Below are 18964 nucleotides of genomic sequence, written 5' to 3' on the forward strand. Positions count from 1 at the left end.
CTGTTGCAAGTTGAAGAGTTAAGGAAAGCAAAGCGCAAAAGGAATGTAGGAAGAAGAAATAGGGAAAAGAAAGAGCAGTATGTTGCAAGTTAAGGAGTTAAGGAAAGCAAAGCGCAAAAGGAATGTAAGTAAGGGGAAATAGGTAAGAAAAAAAGCAACCTGTTGCAAGTTGAAGAGTTAAGGAAAGCAAAGCGCAAAAGGAATGTAGGAAGAAGAAATAGGGAAAAGAAAGAGCAGTATGTTGCAAGTTAAGGAGTTAAGGAAAGCAAAGCGCAAAAGGAATGTAGGAAAAAGAAATAGAGAAAAGAAAGAGCAGTATGTTGCAAGTTAAGGAGTTAAGGAAAGCAAAGCGCAAAAGAAATGCAAGTAAGAAGAAATAGGGAAAAGAAAGAGCAGCATGTTGCAAGTTCAGGAAAGAAAGTTGCAAAAGGAATGCAAGAAAAGCAGAATAGAGAAGAAAGAAACAAAAATTTGTAAATATCTGTTACAATAAATTAAATATAATAGTAGTTAAGATTTTTATACTGAGAATTATTTAATTGTGATCCATGGTTTAGGGAGGAAAAGAAAGTGGATAACTTATTACAAATGTTTCGAGATGCATTGTTAATCTCTGAGCCAATTTATAAAACTAACGAGCTAGTATGGAATAAGTGGAATGCATATTTTAAAGATGTTGAAAACAATAATAATAAAGTACTCACATCACCTCATGCTTCCCCATCATTTACTGCATTAGTGTCTTGGCTAGAGAAAAAACAAGAATCTGGTACTACATTAGTACAAATTTATGCCAAAATTGATTCCTATAAGGAAGAAATATATAAAGAAATTGAAGGATTTATAGACAAAGAATTCCAAAATATAGCTTCTTCAAGTTCCATAATAGTAGAAAATGATCAAAATATAGAAGAGACAAGTATAGTAAACCATGAGGATTATTATGAGGTAAATAACTCTGCTGTTTATTATAAGCTAAGAGATGGGATTGCAAAAAATCAATTTGAAGAAGATGAACTGAGTAAGGTTTTACAATATCCTATTGAAACAAAATCTTCTAATGGTGTAGCCCAGCTTTCTTCACACAAAGATGAAGATTTAAGACTTACTAATATAGAAGAAGCAGCTCGATGGAATACTCTTGTTGATGATGTAATGAGTAATATGGATGATTTAACGGCAGATTGTTTAGATGCAATTACAATACAATGGATAAACGAAGCAAAATCTCCAGACGAATTCATTGATTTTTCTTATGAGCAAGTTTTAGAGATGTGCAACATTCCAAAAACAGTAGTCAAAAATAAGGAATACTATAGAGCGGAAGATAAAATTAAAATAGCAAAAAGAATTGCAGCTTTAGCAAGTATTTTTATCTATTTAAATGATGAGAATGAAGTCGTAGTATTAAATGACCGTGAAGATGAAGGGGAACGACTAGAATTAAAGCGTGAGGTTGTTAAACGATTATTTGTATTAGATTCGGTTGTATTGTGGAGACATAGTGTTACAAATGAATATATGGGTATTGAATCTTGTCGTATTAAGCCAGGCAGCTTTTTAACCAATTATTTATACGGATCTAATAATACAACAGCATTATTGTCTAAAAAAGCACTTGAATACAATAGTTATAGACACAAATATCATAAAAGGTTAATACGATACTTAACATGGCAATGGAGAATTAGACAAATGTATTCATCATTGAAAAAGCCATATTCTATAGGTGGGGACAAAGGCCTGCTAGCAGTAATGGATATCCCGAAAGATTGGAAGCCTAATCGTATTAGAGAACAGTTAGAAAACGTTCTAATGGATTTAGAAAATGAAAAAGTAATCTCTCATTGGGAGTATAGTGACCCACTGGATGAACAACAAATTGGGAAACGTAATTGGTTTAAAAATTATTACACTAACTTAGGAATAACGATTTTGCCACCTGAAGAAATGCTACAGTCAATGGATAGGGTAATAGGAAAGAAGATTGTAGAGGAACCACAAGAGCAATTACCCGAAGTAACAGTTGTTAAAGAGATAAAGAAGACTGTAGAATCAGTCGAACAAATAGAGAAAAAGATCCGTGACCAAATACTGAAAGTACACAATGAAAAAAAGGTAAGCATTCGTGAAATAGCAGATGAAATGAATATTTCTCCATCGACATTATCTAGATTTTGTAATTATAAAACAAAACGTTTATCTAAAAAGGCGTTAGAAAAGTTAACGAAATGGTGTGAAAGACAAGAAATATTAGAAAAGATGTAACATAGACTAAATATTTCTTTTAATAATATTCAAATTAAAAATACACATACATTATGTATGTGTATTTTACTTATTATCACTAATAATAGTCTGAATTTTCTTTATTTACGGTGGTTTTGTCAGGTGAAGATCCTACTGGAAAGTCATTATAGTTATGCTATTTAATCCACTGCAATTAAATTTCTTGTCTTATCGATATGGTTCAGTAACATACGATACTCTTCTTCATACATAGTTATACGTTGTAGAAGAGATTGATTCTCTGTTTCTAAATCTTCAATTTGATTTTGTAATTTTGTCAATTCATTCACATCTTTATAATTTTGTAGAAAGAGAATAATATCATCTAATGTAATAGACAAAGAGTTTTTTTCTTTTTCTAATGGGGAGAGGGGAATGTTGTTTCCCATTTTTCGGTCTTGTTTTGCTAGTTGTATTTCTTCTTGGTATTGTTTTCTCACATATGAATTCCAACGAAATCCACAAGCTGCGGGTGTTCTAGCTAGTAGTTTTGCTACTTCTTTGAATGCAGCTAACTGTGTGCCACCGTTACGAATATTCTGAAGTACTGTTGATGCGAGAAGTAAATCGTTATCATCAGTCCAGGAATCTTGTCTTGAGATTACCACGTTTTAACCCCCCTTATATGTTTTATATTATATATATGCAATTACTCAAAATGATAGAAGTTCAACTTCTCTTGAAATAATTGGGAGTAAGTTGATAGAAGTATGTATGATTTTACATGCAAAATTGCATTTAAGGTTGACTATTTCGTAAAGGTGTAACTATAATGGTTACAGTTGTGCAACTGAATTAATAAAGTTGTTGGTATGAATTGGTTGTATTAATGATGTATAAACAAATATTAAAAAATGAATGGGGTTGAAAATATAGTCCTACATATAAAACGTTTGTATAAAAAGAAATTAGGTAATATACATTTTTTTATAACTATATACTAATAAGAAGAGGTGCATGTTTTGAAAATTTTTAAGGGAATTTTAGTTTCTTCAATTGCATTAACAGCATTTAATGGGGTAGGCGGACTACTTCCAAATGAAAAATCAGAAGTTGCCTATGCGGCTACTTACAATTATTCAAATAAGCAATTGAATTCTACTGTACATAAGCAAGTTACTAAACAATTAATTTTGAAATTTAAAAATGAAGCGAATTTACCATATCAGGATGGAATAGAAAAATTCATTAAAGAAGAAAAACAAGATCCTGAATTAGTTGGAATTTTAGCTGAATATCCAAATGTAACTATAAATCGACTTTTTAATTCTTTAAATCCTAAAGAAATTAAAAATCTTGGTAAAGAAATAAAAGATTCCGATCATATTTCTTCTAATTTGCTAAACTATTATATTGTAGAAACTCAAGATGATATTGATGTACAAGCATTACTTACAAAATTTGAAAAATCATCTCTTGTTGAAACGGCGTATTTACAGGAAGAAGAGGCGCCACCAGCAGAGCGTTTGCCAAACTTATCTGTTAATCCATATGATGAGCCTAGACTTACAAGACAAGGTTACCTTGAACCAGCACCATTAGGAATTAATGCACCTTATGCCTGGAGCATAAAAGGTGGAGATGGAAAAGGAACTACTTTCGTAGATATGGAGTATGGGTGGTTATTTAATCATGAGGATTTAGTGAATCAAAAGATTGAACTGATATCTGGACAGAATAAAAGCGAGCACCATGATCATGGTACCTCAGTCTTAGGAATTGTTTCGGCAGAGGATAATAATATAGGTGGAATTGGGATCGCACCGAAAGCTAAGGTAAAGGTTGTATCTCAGATTAGGGATAACGGAAATTATAATACAGCTGATGCTATTTTAAGTGCGGTTAACAATATGCAAGCTGGAGATATTCTTTTACTAGAGGCACAAGCAACTTACGATGGATATGGAGATAAGAACTATTTTCCTGTGGAAGTAAAACCAGACATATTTGATGCAATTCGTATGGGAACAAATAAGGGAATTATTATTATTGAAGCAGGTGCAAACGGCGGAAATGACTTGGATCAATTTAGAGACCGTAATGGTAAACAAGTTTTAAATCGTAATAGTCCTGATTTTAAAGATTCAGGGGCAATTATGGTTGGGGCAGCTTCTGCAAGGGTTCCTCATAAGCGTTCATATTTCTCTAATTACGGTAGTAGAGTGGATGTGTATGGATGGGGGAATGCAGTAGATACTACAGATGCTAAACCAAGTGAATTTATAACAAATCTATATACATCTAGTTTTGCTGGAACATCTAGCGCATCACCTATTATTGCTGGTGCTGCAGCATCAATTCAAGGAATAGCAAAAAATAATCAGGGGAGAGTATATACACCAAGTCAACTTAGGGATATTTTAAGTGATTCTAGCACCGGAACGAAATCCAATGATCCAACTTCTGATAAAATTGGTGTTTTACCTGACTTAAAAGCTATTTTATCTAAACTTGGTTTTTCACCAAACTTAGGTAATGATTCTTCCATTGTATTTCCTGAGGAACAAGAAATAAATAAAGGAAATAAGGGAAATGAAGGATCTACTATAACATTCCCGAAAGAAGATACTGCTAATAGTGGAGAGGACTCTAGCTTTATTTTCCCAGAATAATAGAAATACCTCCTATTAAGCATGGGACAAAATAGTTTACTCAATAAGAACAAAGGATATGAATTCAATAGAAATATGAATTTATATCCTTTTTATTTTAAGCTGTTTTTACTACCTTACAAAAACGTAATGTTAGCGTAATGGAAATGAATTTTGGCAGCCAATAGATTAGGATATAATTTTTGTGAGAAAAGATATGAGGTGAATAATATGAAACGAATAGTGCTTATGTGTAGCTTTTTTGTGATGTTTACTGTGTTGTTATCCGGGTGTAATTTAAATCGTCTTGGTACAGATACATATTATGTGCAAATTACCAAGGATGGTGAAAAATTAAAAGAGAAAAATGTAAATGGGGATACGACTTACGAATATAAATTACCTGGATTTGATAAGGATGGTAAAGAGAAAGAAATGGAGTTTACAGCGTTAAAAAACCTTCGTAAAGAAGCGTTTTTACGTATATATTACTCTGAGAAAAAAGGTGTGAAATCTTGGGAAGAAGTGAAAAAAGATGAACTCCCTACAAAGGTAAAAGAAAAATTAAAGGTGGATTAATATATAATTCTTTATCATTTTAGCCAAGAAGACTCCTTCCTCAAGGAGCGTGAAGGGTCACAGTCCAGTGAGTAGGTGGGAGATGAATTGGGTTTGAACAAGGGATGGCGGGAAGCCATCTTAATTGTTCGACATATAGAAAGTATTACTCCACTATCTATCGAATGTACGTTTGGTGTATAATGGTCATATACCGAAATGGAGGTGAATCAAATAATGATGAATAAAGCCTATAAGTTTCGTATCTATCCAAATCAAGCACAAGCAATTCTAATTAACAAAACGATTGGGTGTTCTCGTTTTGTATTCAATTATTTCCTATCCTTATGGGATCATGCATACAAAGAGACAGGAAAAGGCTTGACCTATGGTACATGCTCTGCCAAACTACCTGCCATGAAGAAAGAGCTTGTTTGGCTAAAAGAAGTGGATAGTATTGCGATTCAGTCGTCTATTCGCAACCTTGCGGATGCTTATACACGCTTTTTTAAAAAACAAAATAGCGCACCGCGCTTTAAATCTAAGAAGAACAACTTACAATCTTATACCACAAAACAAACAAATGAAAACATTGCCATTATAGGGAATAAAATAAAGTTGCCGAAACTAGGCCTTGTTCGATTTGCCAAAAGTCGTGAAGTAGAGGGACGTATTGTAAATGCTACAGTTAGACGGAACCCTTCTGGTAGATATTTTGTGTCACTATTAGTTGAAACAGAAATACAAGAACTTCCGAAAACACATTCTTACATTGGAATAGATGTAGGACTAAAAGATTTCGCTATTTTGTCAAATGGAACACACTATAAAAATCCGAAGTTTTTCCGATCATTAGAAGATAAGTTGGCGAAAGCACAGCGTGTTCTTTCTAGAAGAATGAAAGGATCTTCTCGCTGGAATAAACAACGAGTAAAGATAGCTAGAATTCATGAATACATATCAAATGCTAGAAAAGATTACTTGGACAAAATCTCAACTGAAATCATCAAAAACCACGATGTTATCGGTATAGAGGATTTGCAAGTATCGAATATGTTAAAAAATCATAAGTTAGCAAAAGCAATTAGTGAGGTATCTTGGTTGCAATTTCGATCAATGTTAGAATACAAAGCAAAATGGTATGGCAAACAAGTCATTGTCGTATCGAAAACATTTGCTTCCAGCCAATTATGTTCCTGTTGTGGATATCAAAATAAAGACGTTAAAAATCTAAACCTACGTGAATGCGACTGTCCTTCTTGTCGTACACACCATGATAGGGATATTAACGCAAGTATCAATCTAAAGAATGAAGCGATAAGGCTTCTAACCGCAAGGACTGCGGGGTTAGCCTAATCAATTAGAGTTCGATAGAACTCTTTACTTAGGAATCCCTCACTTCTAAACGAAGTGAAAGTGGGGGTAGTTCAATAGAGCAATATATCCTCAAACTATTAGAATGTATATTGTGAAATAGGCGAAAGTTCTTTAGAGTTGTTAAAGTAAGAGGCTGACAGTTATTGTCAGTCTTTTAATTTTGCAGGAAGAAAATAAAAAAGGCATTTAACAGGAAAGTGTTGGATTATTAACAATTATTTAAGATCCAAAGCTACAATATATCTACTCCTGAACTATAATAATTTTAGGTCAGAAATAAGCTTCTGATTTTGTGAGGAGTTAAGTACTAAAAAAGCTTAATTTTGTTTACGTATTTATAGTCGTTTAAAGGATTTATGATTGGTTATGATATAATAAAATTCAAGTACAATAAGGGGGATTAATTAAATGATTTTTCAAAGCATGATAACAGCTATTATAGAAAAATTACAAGAGACGGTGAATCCCTATTGGATAATTGTGTTTGGATCAACGGCTGAGAACAGAGAACGAGAAGATAGTGATATTGATATAGCTTATGTAAGTGACACAACATTAGGGAACTATGAACGTTTTTTATTAGCACAGGAGTTAGCTAACATTGTTCAGAGAGATGTTGATTTAGTTGATTTATCCGAAGCTTCTACAGTTTTTCAAGCTCAGATTATACATACAGGAAAGACAATATTTTGTTCCGATGAAAAACGTAAGGTTATTTTTGAAATGAAAACTTTAAAAATGTATTCAAAATTGAATGAAGAACGACAGGTAGTATTTGATGATATAAAGAAAAGAGGTTCTATATATGAAGAATGAGGTTATTTTAAATAAAATTTCTACAATAGAGCGTTGTATAAAAAGAATCCAAGATGTGTATGGAAATGACCCTGAAAATTTAGAGGACTTTACAAAACAAGATTCAATAATATTGAATATACAAAGAGCTTGTGAAGCGAGTATTGATCTAGCAATGCATATTGTTGCTGGGAAAAAATTAGGACTACCCCAATCTAGTCGAGAGGCCTTTGATTTATTGGTTACAGCAGGATTACTTAGCGCTGATCTAGCAAATAAGTTAAAGGCGATGGTTGGATTTCGTAATATTGCTGTTCATGATTATCAAAGTGTAAATTTAGATATTGTTCGTCAAATTATTGAAAAACATTTAACTGATTTCAAACTATTTACGAAGGAAGTAATGGGGATATTGGAATTTTAGGCGAAAGAACAGAATAATAAAGCTGAGAGATAAAGTAATTCTATGACTAAAAAACCAGCTATTGAAACAATTACTTAATTTCGTAAGAAGAAACGCGGTCATAAGATGAGTTTGTTTTTGATTTTAGCGAATAAAAACAATATAAAATAATAGAGTTTCAAAAAATAGCCCTCCACCAGACCTTTTTTGGTCAGATGGAGGGCTATTTTTTTTCATGTTTTGACAAGTTGCGGTGAGATAAGCCTGCATTTGGACAGACTTCAGCCCCCGAAATCGAGCATATCGATAGCCATGTAGTTCTTTGGCGTCCGCAAAGCTTCGCTCTATAGTTGAATAGCGTACTTTGTAAAACTTTTTCCCTGTAACTGTTAGTTTGTTTTTTCTAGCGATATCCTTATATTTCTCCCATATATGATGAGTGATAACTTTTTGTTTCTTTGAAAAACATACCTCACGTAGCGGACAAACAGCGTAGTCTTCTGGGTTGGATTTATATTGATGATATCCTTCACGATCCGTTGTCGCATACTCTAAAATACACCCCATCGGACAAGCAAATGCATTCATTTCTTCTACATATTTAAATTGGCTTTTTGACCCTTTACGCTCCTTGAGGAAGGAGTCTTCTTGGCTAAAATGATAAATTTGAAGCTATAAAAGTAACAGAATTATGTAATAAGTGAATCAAAAAAACAACCCCAAAAGCAGACATGGTAACCTGATATTTTTCATTCTTTTTTTTATATACCCAATAAGCATAGTTATATAAAAGACCAATTATCGTTGTACCAACTATATAAGTGATTCCATATGGATGATTTAATCCAAATATAATTGAAGCTATTAATATGATAAGGTAATCGTGATTTTTAATGTAAGGAATCCAACTTAATAGCCAAAATAAAAATACTTGAAAAACTATTGTTTCATATATAGGTGCCGCTAATACCCCTAATAAAACTTGAAGAATAAGAGGTGCTTCTGTTATTGGGTTTTTTTGTATTTCAGGTAAGAATAGATCTAATGGTATTATAAATAAAAATGATCCTAATAAAATAAGAATAATAACAGAAATGGTAGGCAAAGCAAACATAAATCTATTTATTTTTTTGAGCATATATATTTCTCCTATAATCTTTTATTACATCTATACGAAAAGTAATAAATAATTGAGTCTCTTTTTGTTTGACATGTTTTTGTCTACTATTGATGAAAACCGTTCTGTAATTGAATTCTTGGCTTATATGTAGGTGTAGCGATAAAGTAGGGATATATTAACACTATATTGTTAATATTAAAATATTAAAGAGCTAAGTGAGATATTAAGTTCACACCAATTTTATGATGAATATAATATCAAGCCAGTTAAGGAAATATGCTGTATAGGACACGCTTGCACTGTTTATTTTACTATATGAATATTTAAGTGCATATAGTTTTGGAGGAGTATGTATTTTTGCATTTTTTAATACAAAAGTTTTTTATTAAAAATTTACTTTCTGCGCTACCTCATATGAATTTAAGACACTTGAAGAGTAAAGGCCAAAAGAGTCTAAGTTTAGATTGTACAGGTAAATATTATAATATTATAGAAAAATAAGGGAAAAAGTTATAAAATAGGAGATTGAATTAAACTTTCAGATTTTATTGTTCTGCAAGATAAAAATAACTAAAGATGAGGCTCTTAAAAATTCTTATCTTTATTTAAAACTAACGATATTATAAAAAATCCTTGCTGAAGGTACTGCAACAAATCTAATTTGAAAATCTTTAGGAGATAAATATGGAATTTTAAATATTCTTAGTCGTCTATTAAACATTATATCAATTATTATAGGCAAATCCTTTAATATCATCGATTTAGAAGAAATCAGTACAAATAGAAAAGATGAAGTGGTAGAAGTATTACGTCTTCCTTTTAATAGATTTCCAGGAGCAGCTGAACATATAAAAGATGCAATTGTAAATGAAAAAAAATTGGAACGTTTGGTTGAACGATAAGTATGCTATTTTAAAGTTTAAATTAATAAAAGAAAGAGAATCTCTTAATATGTTACTACTTTATTTTTGTATTGTTGAAAATCAGAAAGGAGAAATCAATGAAAAAATATTGGCATAAGCTATCGTTGCTTCAAAAAAATGTATTACTAACGGTATTAGTAATTCTAACGCTTGTTGGAAGTATGGGAGCGTTAAGTTTTAATATGTTTCAAAATAGTATGATGTCTATATTTGAGAGGCAGTCTTTTGAAACAGGTGATGCGGTATTAAATCAATTAGATCTAGAAATAGTAAGAGATGTAGCAAAAGACCCCACAGCTCAAAGAGTGAAGAAAGAAAAATTGACGGAGCAATTAGATAAATCTATAAAAGATATGAAAAGTGTTGGACAAACATATGTTACAGGAGCCAAGCTAAATGAAAAAGCTGAATTACAAATAGTAGCTTTGGATACAGAATTAGCAAATACTGTTTCTGTAAAACCAGGTGAATACTATGAGCAACCTACTTATTGGATGAAAACATATGATAAAGTAATACAAACAAAAGAGGCACAAATGACAGAAGTATATGAAGATGAATTAGGGTTCTGGGTAACAATTTTAGAGCCAGTTACAGATGAAAATAAAAATATAATTGCAATTGTTGCAGCGGATTTGGAAGCTTCTGTTATTCCTCTTACAAAGAAAAACTTTATGATACAAGGTTTACTATTTATTATAATTTCATTAACTATCGCAATTACAATTCAAATATTTATCTCACGAAACTCTCTATCGCCTTTAAAGGATTTACAAGAAGGGTTACGTAAAGTTGGTGAAGGGGATTTAAGTATTAAATTGAATGAAAGATCTGATGATATAGGGATAACTAATATCTATTTTAATAACACTATTAAAAAGTTTAATAGGATTATAGATAAAGTAAGGCAGACTGCTGAACAGGTTTCGACATCTTCACAGGAATTGTCGGTAAGTACAAAAGAGAATAGCATAGCCTTTAAAGAAATTGCAAGTGCTATTACAGGATTAAATTTAGGAGCACATTCTCATGAATATGTAGTGCAAAAATGTTTAGGGATTGTTCAAGAAATGGAAAGTAAGATGAAAGAAATTAAAGGAGTTGCAAAACAAGTTGGCAATGCTTTGGAAGACATGGAACAGCATTCTGTAGAGGGAAAAGATTTGATTAAGCAAATCGTGAATCAAATGAAAAGAATCCAAGATACAGTTCAGGATGTATCTTCTAGTATTTATGCATTCGAAGCACGATCTAAGGAAATTCATGAAATTCTTACTGTAATTACAACCATTTCAAATCAAACAAATTCATTAGCTTTAAATGCTTCTACTGAATCCTCATGTGCTGGAGAGATGGGGGAAGAGTTTTCAGGTGTTGCGGACGAGGTACGTATATTAGCGAAAAGAACCGAGGCATCTGCAAGGGATATAGCTAAATTAATTGGTGAAACCCAGGCTGAAGCAGAGAGAGCTGTAAGATCCATACAGGAGAGTTCAAAGGAAGTAGAATTAGGAATAACACTTGTTCAAAGTAGTGGTGCATTCTTTGAAAAGATTTCAGAATCTGCACAATCTGTTACAAATCAAATTAAAGCGACTTCGAATCATTCAAGTGACATTCTAAAAAATAATCAAACTATTGTTCATTTTATAAATGAATTATCAAACATTGCAAATACATATGTGAATAGCAGTAGTAATGTGGAGACAAGTATGAAAGAGCAAGAACTATATGTACAAGATATTGCAGAGTTAGCAAATTCTTTAAATTGGCTCTCGCAAGAGTTACAGGGGTTAATAGGGGAATTTAAAAGTAAGTAGGATAGAAGAAGGTAAAGGTAAAGGTAAAGGTATAGGTATAGGGTATGACCTATACCTTTATTTATTCCCACATAAGGAATGAAAGCTTAGGTATATATGTAAAATAGCTAAACGAATAATTTTTTTGCATATTTTGTTGGAAATAGAGCATGATATTACCAAATTCAACGGAGGTGTTTAAAAAATGCAAATTCGCGAAAATAATAATTCAAACGAAATCTTAATAGCAGCTGCAGCAAGTGCAATTGAGCAAATGAAATATGAAATTGCTCAGGAGTTTGGTGTTACACTTGGACCAGATTCAACAGCACGAGCGAATGGTTCAGTAGGTGGAGAGATTACGAAACGTTTAGTTCGTATGGCGCAAGAGCAGCTATCTGGTCAATATAAAATTCACTAAAACTAAAGGTATATCCCATTAAAGGGATATACCTTTTTAATTTGTTTTTAAAGAGAAGCGTTACATTTTTTATTGTTGGTTAAGTTTAGAAACAGCAAATTTAGCTGTAAAATTCATCTTCTTCATGTACGTAGAATTTACACCTGCTTGAAATTGTACAGAAATATTACCGTCTTTTTGCGCTTTGAATACGCGACCATATGGGGAATTAGCATTGAATGTGCCAATTACTTGATCATCTGCATCAAAGACCGTATAAGAAATTGGGAACCCTGAATTTTGTACAAAGACTGTAAGTTCTTCCCCTTTTTTTAGATTAAATGATTCTTTTTGAGACACTTCATAGGAACTCATAGAGTAGTATTTTGTGACTTCTTGGATTTCTAAATTCGTAGTAGCTGCACTTGCTTTTGATGCCTCAGCCCCTGGTAAGTTCATACCTGAAAATACTGCAATTCCTAGTGCCCCTGCTAAAATCAATTTTTTCATAATAGTATTTCCTCCTTTAATATATTGTGAGATTTGAAACGAAAGTGAAAATTTCAATCCCTGAAACCATTATAGTTACAATGAGAACTATTTTCAATGGGGATTGGTATGTAATTTTGCATACACAAAGTAGCGATATAAGGTAATCTATTCAAGTTTTGAAGTCTTCTTAACAGAAGGGAAGGGTAATTTAAAAAAATCATGAATCAGATTGTAAATGAACTCTATATCTTTTGTAGAAAGACTAGAAAGTGGGGACTTCATAATTTGAAAACACCAAGGTGGAGTTTTTCTGAATGGGAATGAACAATCCTCTATTAAAAATATTTTTTAACACCAAATATATTAAATTAATCCTCATATAACACATTATTTTTCAGTAAATGTTAAAAACTTTATGCGTATGTAAATTTTTAACATTATTATTTTTCTCAATTGTATAATTTTATTTTCGAATTATACTTAATTCGTAATACCAAAATTAGGAAAGGACCTTTGAGACAGGACATTTATCTTAAATTCTTATTTAGAGGAGTGATTTAAAAAATCAATGAAGGAAATGTATCTCTAGATTAATTAGGAAAAGAAATTGAAGTGTTATTATACTCATCCAAAAATATAATTAGCATTGTTTAAAATACATGTACATTTAATAAATCCACTTTTGAAATTAGTGAGAAAACTGATATTTCGTATGTAAGTAATAATGAAATTGAACGAAAGGACTGATTTATATGGACAAAAGAAAGAGTGGTAGATTACAAAAAACTATAAAGGTGTTTGCGACATCCGCTATTTTAGCAACTACTTTATTTGCACCTATCATGACAAATAATTTAGCTGTACATGCTGAAACTGCACAAATTGCAACTCAACTTGAACAAAGAGAGTTTGATCTTCCAGGTACAGGCAGTTTTTCGGATGAAGCAAAAAGAGAAAAAAGAGGTGAGCAAAAAAATTATATGCCAACAGGCATTTATGTGAAACCTAATGAACAGGTTACTATTACAGTATCAGGAACACAAAAGATTAGAGCCATTATTGGGACACATCAATATGATAAAGAATGGGGAAAAGAAATTGATCTTTCTCCCGGTTCTAATACTATTTCTTCATCGAACGGCGGTGTATTAGGGTTAGATAATTTTCAAAGTACAGGAACAGTTAAGGTGCAGGTAACGCAAGGCGGAAGTCCTATTCCTTTCTTTGAATTAGGGAAACACACGAAAGAAGACTGGGTTGCCATGATGAACAAATATCCAGATGCACATGCAGTACAATTGAAATCAGAACGAGCAGTACTAACTGTAACTCGTGATAGTGCCAATAAATATATTGTAAATCAAGATCCTCTGCCACTATTAAATAAATATGATGAAATGATTCGAGCGCAAGACAAGATATCGGGGCTATCTGAAACAGAACCTAATCCTTTACATCGTTCAACTCGTCGTATTTGGACCTTTGTAGAAAACCCTAATGCACAAAGCTGGGGCATGTATGCAAGTTGGGATGGTGCCGTCTTTACAACTGCTGGTGAAGCAATCAAAAGTACTTTAAATGTAAATGAGTTTGGATGGGGACAAATGCATGAAGCAGGACATGCAAGACAACAATATCCATGGACGTGGAATGATTTAAGAGGTATGGGTGAAGTAACTGTTAATCTATATTCTTTAGCTGCATTCAAGAAAATATATCCAAATAAACCGACACGTTTAGATACAGAGGGAGATTATAATAGGGCTTTTACTTATTTAAAACAAACGAATAAAGAATATAAAAATATTGATGACCTGTTTGTAAAACTTGTTATGCTTTGGCAGCTTCATTTGGCATATGGGGATGAGTTTTATCCAAATCTTCACAAATTATATCGTGAGATACCAGAGGATCAACTTCCAAAAACAGACGAAGATAAAATACAAGCTTTTATTTACAATACATCGAAAATAGCAAAACAAAATGTACTACCGTTTTTTGATCAGTGGGGATTGAAGGCAACCCAAGAAACGAGACAAAAAGTAGAAGCTTTAAATAACCCGACATTAATTGCACCTATATGGGAAGCAACGGATGCTAAACCTGTTAAACCGCTTGCTGTATTATCTAAAAAAATAATGAAGGCAAGTGCAAATAGTGAGGAATCAACGGGTTCAGCTAGTAAGGCGATAGATGGAAAAACAGATACATTTTGGCATAGTAGTTGGACACCAAATCAATATCCATACAATTTAACACTAGAACTTGGCGATACACGTACCATTTCACAATTGGCATATCTTCCAAGGCAGGATGGGTCAGAAAATGGCCGTATTTTAACTTACAATATTTATACGAGTGTAGATGGTGTTAAGTATGACAAAATATCATCAGGAACGTGGGAAAATAATAGTAATAAGAAAAATGCAACATTTGATCCAGTTACTGCAAAATATGTAAAAGTGGAAATAACAAATGGACAGAATGGATTTGCTTCAGCAGCTGAAGTAGATATTCTAACTGATTCTCCATCTGTTAAACCATACGTATTGCCTAAAAATACAATGAAAGCAAGTGCAAATAGTGAGGAATCAAGTGGTTCAGCTAGTAAAGCAATTGATGGAAAAACAGATACATTTTGGCATAGCAGTTGGACACCAAATCAATATCCATACAATTTGACATTGGAACTTGACAAAAATCAAACAATTTCAAAAGTGGATTATCTTCCAAGACAAGATGGATCAGAGAACGGCCGCATTTTAGGGTACAGTATTTATACAAGTGTAGATGGTATTAAATATGAAAAAGCATCATCAGGAACATGGGGAAATAATAGTGATAAGAAAACGGCAACATTTAACCCAGTTACTGCAAAGTATGTAAAAATAGAAGTAACGAATGGACAGAATGGATTTGCTTCAGTAGCTGAAGTAGAAATTTGGGGATATTAATCTTTTACAGAAATGGTTGGGGATTATAGCACGTCGCTATTAAGTTAAAAAAGTGTATCCATAAAACAAAAAACGCTATTCTTTTTGTAGAAATATACAGAAAGGATGGCGTTTTGTATAAATCCATCAATTCAGAATGGGTTTCATTTGTTCACTAAAGAACTACAGCGATACCCATCTTCAACAACTTGAATAAGAGATAGGTTTGGTAAAATGTAAAAGTTAGTATAGTGCAAGAGATTTGACGGTCTTATGTATCTGGAATCGTCGAGAAGGAGCAAGCGATTCTGTTACTTGATTATTTAATCAGTTTTATGCAAATATAGCTACACATATGAGTTCAGAAGGAGTTAATCAATGTTTGAACCGATATTCGGATTTATTTCTACAGCGTTTATTATAAAACATTTTAAGGTTGATAAAGTTTTATTATATGGAATTATTAAACAAAAATGATAAATTATATGTTATGATAAAAAGGCAATAAAGTACAGCATCCTGACTTTATTGTGTATGTTTAGCCTATGTATGTCGTTTGTATTAAAAATAAGAAGTCTCTTAAAAAGAGACTTCTTATTTTTTGTATGGAGGGGGTATTACAGATGATTGATTACTATCAAATGTTTTTAATTGCTATGGCAGGTATTGCCTTATTTTTTTATATACAACATGCTGGAAAACCAACGAAAAGAAACAAATGGAAGTTTTTAATTGTAGTATTTTTATTTTACCTTTTGAATTATTTATTTCTTAAATTTATATAAATAAATGTAGGAGGGGGATACGTATTGAATTCTAAAATATAAGAAAAAGGAAGGTATAATCCTTCCTTTCATCATCCAGTATGTCCATGTGAATATTTAATAACATTTATAGTACTTTGAGAGCCTGTTGAAGAATTTGATCCAAAAGTTACTGTTACAACAATTAAGATACCCAGTAAGCTAACCGCTAATTTTTTCATTTTAATGCTCCTTTTTTAAAGTTTTTTTCACTGGCTTTACTAGCTTCATAATAGTAATAGCTGGCTTTTTTATGATTATTTTCTTTGTAAAATTGGGTTGCTAATTTTTCAGTATATTCATTTATATACTCATATAGTTCTTCGCGTTCAAAATAAGAAATTCCTTCTAAAACAGTTTTTTCTATATCAGTAGCACAACTATTTAGATTCATTTTTTCTAAAATCTTAAAGTGGTGTATATAGCCTTCAATTCCCAATTGAGTAGAAAGCTGTAGGCCTCTTTTTATTAATTCTTGAGCAATTTGATGTTCTCCTAATTTATAATGTTCCCTAGCTTCAATAAAAACAGCTTTATAATCGCTAGGTAGCTTCTGATTAACTTCAGATAAATAACGTAATGCTACCTCGGATAAATTCTGTGTAGCATACATAAATCCTAGATTGTGACGAACAATCAAAATATTGTATTCTAAATTTTCTTTTTGGAATGTATCCATAGCCGAGATAAAGTGTTCCTCAGCTAATTCCCACTCCTTTAAATGAGTACATGCTAATCCATATAGGTTATTACAGAAGGCAACTTTCAATTCATACCCAGGATGTTTTGAAAATATATCTTTCGCCTTCATTACATGATTAATACATAAAATCGATTTATGTGTATGACAATAGAAAATGGCCAACTCATAATGGAATTCAGCATGTTCAATCTCATCAGGAATTGTTTCTAATAGGTATTCAGCTTTATCGTAATGTATTTTTGCAAGGCTATGATTGCCAGTAACATTGGAATGAATGGCTTTAAAGAAGTGATAATAGTATGAAAGGAAATCGTCTGTAGGAGTTTTATAAGCATCACTTTGTTTAAAGCTATCTTTAGAAATACTTAAACTATCAATTAAATATTGATGTCTAAAATCTAGTAGTGAGAAGTATAATAATATCGTTTGATTTTCCTCTATGTTATGGATTTTGTTTTCGATTTCCTGTTTAAGTAATTGAGCGGCGTCTACATGCCTAGCTCTAATTTCTTGATACCATTCATTTAATAAATGAGTTATTTGCTCGTTCCCCTGTATATGAACATTCATTGTTCAATTTCATCCTCTCCAAAGATATTATGCAGCAATTAGTATCATATCAGAAATTTCCTCTATCAAAATCTATTTAATAGCATTTATCAATATAAGACGGAATATTCTATCAATTTATATTTGTTGAGATTCAAGTAGTATGTATTATTGTAATTTTTATAACAATAACCTCTTTTTTCAATTTAAAGATTTGATTAAAATATATTTTTTTAACAGGAGGAAAGGGAGCTATACCTAAGTAATTATTTATAGTAATAATAGGAAATATAAATAAATAATAACGGGGAATTTGAAATGTTAGAGTTAAAAGAAAAGCAAGAGAGAAAAGAGATTTTGGAAGAAGATAAGATGTTTAATATCTTGTATTATGTGAATAAAGATGAGTTAAATATGATTTCTGATTTTAAAGAATTAAAAGAGGGTTGTATTCGTATAGCAACAAACTTATATGGTAAAAATTCATCTGAAGTACAAGCTGTCCAACAAGCTTGTAAAGCAGCTTATATTTAATCTCTTAATAGGGTGTAGATTATTATTTGCTATTACTAAATGAATAATAACATAATAATATTTTGACATTAGAAAAGGAAACGCTTTTAGAGTGTTTCCCTTTCTAATGTAATTGATTTTATTTTTTAGATCTCACATAACCAGCTGCTTGAGCATCAGTTTCTGAACAGAACCAAACAATATTGTCTTTTGTAGAATCATAATATTGTCCACCAGGAACATGGTATTTTTTCGAATTGGCATTTCCTTTAATTTGTCCTTTACAAGTGGTATTGGATTCTTTGTCATCACTAGGATCATTTTGGAAAGGTTTCTGATTAGAACCGTTATGATTACCACTAGATGAGGAAACGACAGCATTACTCTTTTGTGAAGCTTCTTCCTGGGCCTTACGATTAGCTTCTTCTTGAGCTTTACGGTTAGCTTCTTCCTGAGCTTTACGTTGAGTCTCTTCTTGAGTTTTACGGTTAGCTTCTTCTTGAGTTTTACGGTTAGCTTCTTCTTGAGTTTTACGGTTAGCTTCTTCTTGAGCTTTACGGTTAGCTTCTTCTTGAGCTTTACGGTTAGCTTCTTCCTGAGCTTTACGGTTAGCTTCTTCCTGAGCTTTATGGTCAGCTTCTTCTTGAGCTTTACGGTTAGCTTCTTCCTGAGCTTTACGCTGAGTCTCTTCTTTAGCTTTACTGTCAGCTGCTTCC

General features: G+C 32.1%; 17 protein-coding genes and 1 pseudogene. 11 read left to right on the forward strand and 7 right to left on the reverse strand.

The features are described from left to right. Positions 1-570: 570 nt before the first annotated feature. Positions 571-2268 carry a helix-turn-helix domain-containing protein gene (locus GBN78_RS21565; protein WP_152127693.1) on the forward strand — a complete coding sequence of 566 codons (1698 nt, stop codon included), beginning with the start codon at positions 571-573 and terminating at the stop codon, positions 2266-2268. A gap of 161 nt (positions 2269-2429) precedes the next feature. Here GBN78_RS21565 and GBN78_RS21570 read toward each other — a convergent pair whose 3' ends face one another. Further along, a complete protein-coding gene (locus GBN78_RS21570) occupies positions 2430-2897 on the reverse strand; it encodes an RsfA family transcriptional regulator (protein WP_000237070.1) in 468 nt (155 codons plus the stop codon). A gap of 354 nt (positions 2898-3251) precedes the next feature. Between GBN78_RS21570 and GBN78_RS21575 the strand changes: the two genes are divergently transcribed. From GBN78_RS21575 to hepT, 5 genes are all read left to right on the forward strand, one after another. Continuing rightward, positions 3252-4901 (forward strand): S8 family peptidase, encoded by a 1650-nt coding sequence (locus tag GBN78_RS21575; protein WP_098300624.1) that lies wholly within the window; start codon positions 3252-3254, stop codon positions 4899-4901. A gap of 210 nt (positions 4902-5111) precedes the next feature. Then, the gene (locus GBN78_RS21580; RefSeq protein ID WP_000822910.1) at positions 5112-5459 is read left to right on the forward strand and encodes a YxeA family protein; all 348 of its coding nucleotides are present in this window, start codon (positions 5112-5114) and stop codon (positions 5457-5459) included. A 216-nt stretch (positions 5460-5675) separates the two neighbouring features. Next, positions 5676-6794 (forward strand): IS200/IS605 family element RNA-guided endonuclease TnpB, encoded by a 1119-nt coding sequence (gene tnpB / locus GBN78_RS21585; protein ID WP_152127694.1) that lies wholly within the window; start codon positions 5676-5678, stop codon positions 6792-6794. A 429-nt stretch (positions 6795-7223) separates the two neighbouring features. Next, a complete protein-coding gene (mntA, locus tag GBN78_RS21590; protein ID WP_000577229.1) occupies positions 7224-7631 on the forward strand; it encodes a type VII toxin-antitoxin system MntA family adenylyltransferase antitoxin in 408 nt (135 codons plus the stop codon). Continuing rightward, positions 7621-8034 (forward strand): type VII toxin-antitoxin system HepT family RNase toxin, encoded by a 414-nt coding sequence (gene hepT, locus GBN78_RS21595; RefSeq protein WP_000787540.1) that lies wholly within the window; start codon positions 7621-7623, stop codon positions 8032-8034. Before mntA ends, hepT begins: the two co-directional genes overlap by 11 nt. A gap of 161 nt (positions 8035-8195) precedes the next feature. Here the strand turns inward: hepT and GBN78_RS21600 are convergent. Together GBN78_RS21600 and GBN78_RS21605 are read right to left on the reverse strand one after the other, a co-directional pair. After that, positions 8196-8631: pseudogene (locus GBN78_RS21600) on the reverse strand (transposase); the annotation flags it as partial. A gap of 34 nt (positions 8632-8665) precedes the next feature. Then, on the reverse strand, positions 8666-9151 hold the full coding sequence (locus tag GBN78_RS21605; protein WP_152127695.1) for a CPBP family intramembrane glutamic endopeptidase: 486 nt from the start codon (positions 9149-9151) through the stop codon (positions 8666-8668). A gap of 982 nt (positions 9152-10133) precedes the next feature. On the opposite strand from GBN78_RS21605, the gene GBN78_RS21610 reads away from it, so the two are divergent. Together GBN78_RS21610 and GBN78_RS21615 are read left to right on the forward strand one after the other, a co-directional pair. Continuing rightward, the gene (locus GBN78_RS21610; RefSeq protein WP_152127696.1) at positions 10134-11876 is read left to right on the forward strand and encodes a methyl-accepting chemotaxis protein; all 1743 of its coding nucleotides are present in this window, start codon (positions 10134-10136) and stop codon (positions 11874-11876) included. A 184-nt stretch (positions 11877-12060) separates the two neighbouring features. Next, positions 12061-12276, forward strand: coding sequence for an alpha/beta-type small acid-soluble spore protein (locus tag GBN78_RS21615; RefSeq protein WP_001167047.1), 216 nt, complete (start codon positions 12061-12063; stop codon positions 12274-12276). A gap of 69 nt (positions 12277-12345) precedes the next feature. On the opposite strand, the gene GBN78_RS21620 is transcribed toward GBN78_RS21615, so the two are convergent. Then, positions 12346-12765: a hypothetical protein gene (locus GBN78_RS21620; protein ID WP_088361404.1), complete on the reverse strand. Its 420-nt coding sequence runs from the start codon at positions 12763-12765 to the stop codon at positions 12346-12348. A gap of 734 nt (positions 12766-13499) precedes the next feature. Between GBN78_RS21620 and GBN78_RS21625 the strand changes: the two genes are divergently transcribed. Together GBN78_RS21625 and GBN78_RS30340 are read left to right on the forward strand one after the other, a co-directional pair. Next, positions 13500-15701: a discoidin domain-containing protein gene (locus GBN78_RS21625; protein ID WP_152127697.1), complete on the forward strand. Its 2202-nt coding sequence runs from the start codon at positions 13500-13502 to the stop codon at positions 15699-15701. Between the two features lie 602 nt (positions 15702-16303). Continuing rightward, on the forward strand, positions 16304-16465 hold the full coding sequence (locus tag GBN78_RS30340) for a hypothetical protein (protein WP_165852350.1): 162 nt from the start codon (positions 16304-16306) through the stop codon (positions 16463-16465). Between the two features lie 71 nt (positions 16466-16536). Here GBN78_RS30340 and GBN78_RS30915 read toward each other — a convergent pair whose 3' ends face one another. After that, on the reverse strand, positions 16537-16665 hold the full coding sequence (locus GBN78_RS30915; protein WP_000732002.1) for a hypothetical protein: 129 nt from the start codon (positions 16663-16665) through the stop codon (positions 16537-16539). Then, positions 16662-17756 carry a Rap family tetratricopeptide repeat protein gene (locus tag GBN78_RS21630; protein WP_001100598.1) on the reverse strand — a complete coding sequence of 365 codons (1095 nt, stop codon included), beginning with the start codon at positions 17754-17756 and terminating at the stop codon, positions 16662-16664. The genes GBN78_RS30915 and GBN78_RS21630 overlap by 4 nt, the downstream gene beginning before the upstream one ends. A 297-nt stretch (positions 17757-18053) precedes the next feature. Here GBN78_RS21630 and GBN78_RS21635 point away from each other — a divergent pair, with 297 nt between their 5' ends. Continuing rightward, positions 18054-18269: a M4 family metallopeptidase gene (locus tag GBN78_RS21635; RefSeq protein WP_088046097.1), complete on the forward strand. Its 216-nt coding sequence runs from the start codon at positions 18054-18056 to the stop codon at positions 18267-18269. 118 nt (positions 18270-18387) lie between these two features. Here GBN78_RS21635 and GBN78_RS21640 read toward each other — a convergent pair. Further along, the coding region (locus GBN78_RS21640; protein ID WP_193224750.1) for a sunset domain-containing protein at positions 18388-18964 on the reverse strand (577 nt) is incomplete at its 5' end.

This window comes from Bacillus sp. B2-WWTP-C-10-Post-4, from assembly GCF_009183805.1.
Lineage (GTDB): Bacteria > Bacillota > Bacilli > Bacillales > Bacillaceae_G > Bacillus_A > Bacillus_A cereus.

Coding starts and splice junctions, on each gene's coding strand:
- GBN78_RS21635 (WP_088046097.1), top strand. CDS start 18,054: ATGTTAGAGTTAAAAGAAAAGCAAGAGAGAAAAGAGATTTTGGAAGAA.
- GBN78_RS30340 (WP_165852350.1), top strand. CDS start 16,304: ATGATTGATTACTATCAAATGTTTTTAATTGCTATGGCAGGTATTGCC.
- mntA (WP_000577229.1), top strand. CDS start 7,224: ATGATTTTTCAAAGCATGATAACAGCTATTATAGAAAAATTACAAGAG.
- tnpB (WP_152127694.1), top strand. CDS start 5,676: ATGATGAATAAAGCCTATAAGTTTCGTATCTATCCAAATCAAGCACAA.
- GBN78_RS21610 (WP_152127696.1), top strand. CDS start 10,134: ATGAAAAAATATTGGCATAAGCTATCGTTGCTTCAAAAAAATGTATTA.
- GBN78_RS21580 (WP_000822910.1), top strand. CDS start 5,112: ATGAAACGAATAGTGCTTATGTGTAGCTTTTTTGTGATGTTTACTGTG.
- hepT (WP_000787540.1), top strand. CDS start 7,621: ATGAAGAATGAGGTTATTTTAAATAAAATTTCTACAATAGAGCGTTGT.
- GBN78_RS30915 (WP_000732002.1), bottom strand. CDS start 16,665: ATGAAAAAATTAGCGGTTAGCTTACTGGGTATCTTAATTGTTGTAACA.
- GBN78_RS21620 (WP_088361404.1), bottom strand. CDS start 12,765: ATGAAAAAATTGATTTTAGCAGGGGCACTAGGAATTGCAGTATTTTCA.
- GBN78_RS21625 (WP_152127697.1), top strand. CDS start 13,500: ATGGACAAAAGAAAGAGTGGTAGATTACAAAAAACTATAAAGGTGTTT.
- GBN78_RS21605 (WP_152127695.1), bottom strand. CDS start 9,151: ATGCTCAAAAAAATAAATAGATTTATGTTTGCTTTGCCTACCATTTCT.
- GBN78_RS21615 (WP_001167047.1), top strand. CDS start 12,061: ATGCAAATTCGCGAAAATAATAATTCAAACGAAATCTTAATAGCAGCT.
- GBN78_RS21630 (WP_001100598.1), bottom strand. CDS start 17,756: ATGAATGTTCATATACAGGGGAACGAGCAAATAACTCATTTATTAAAT.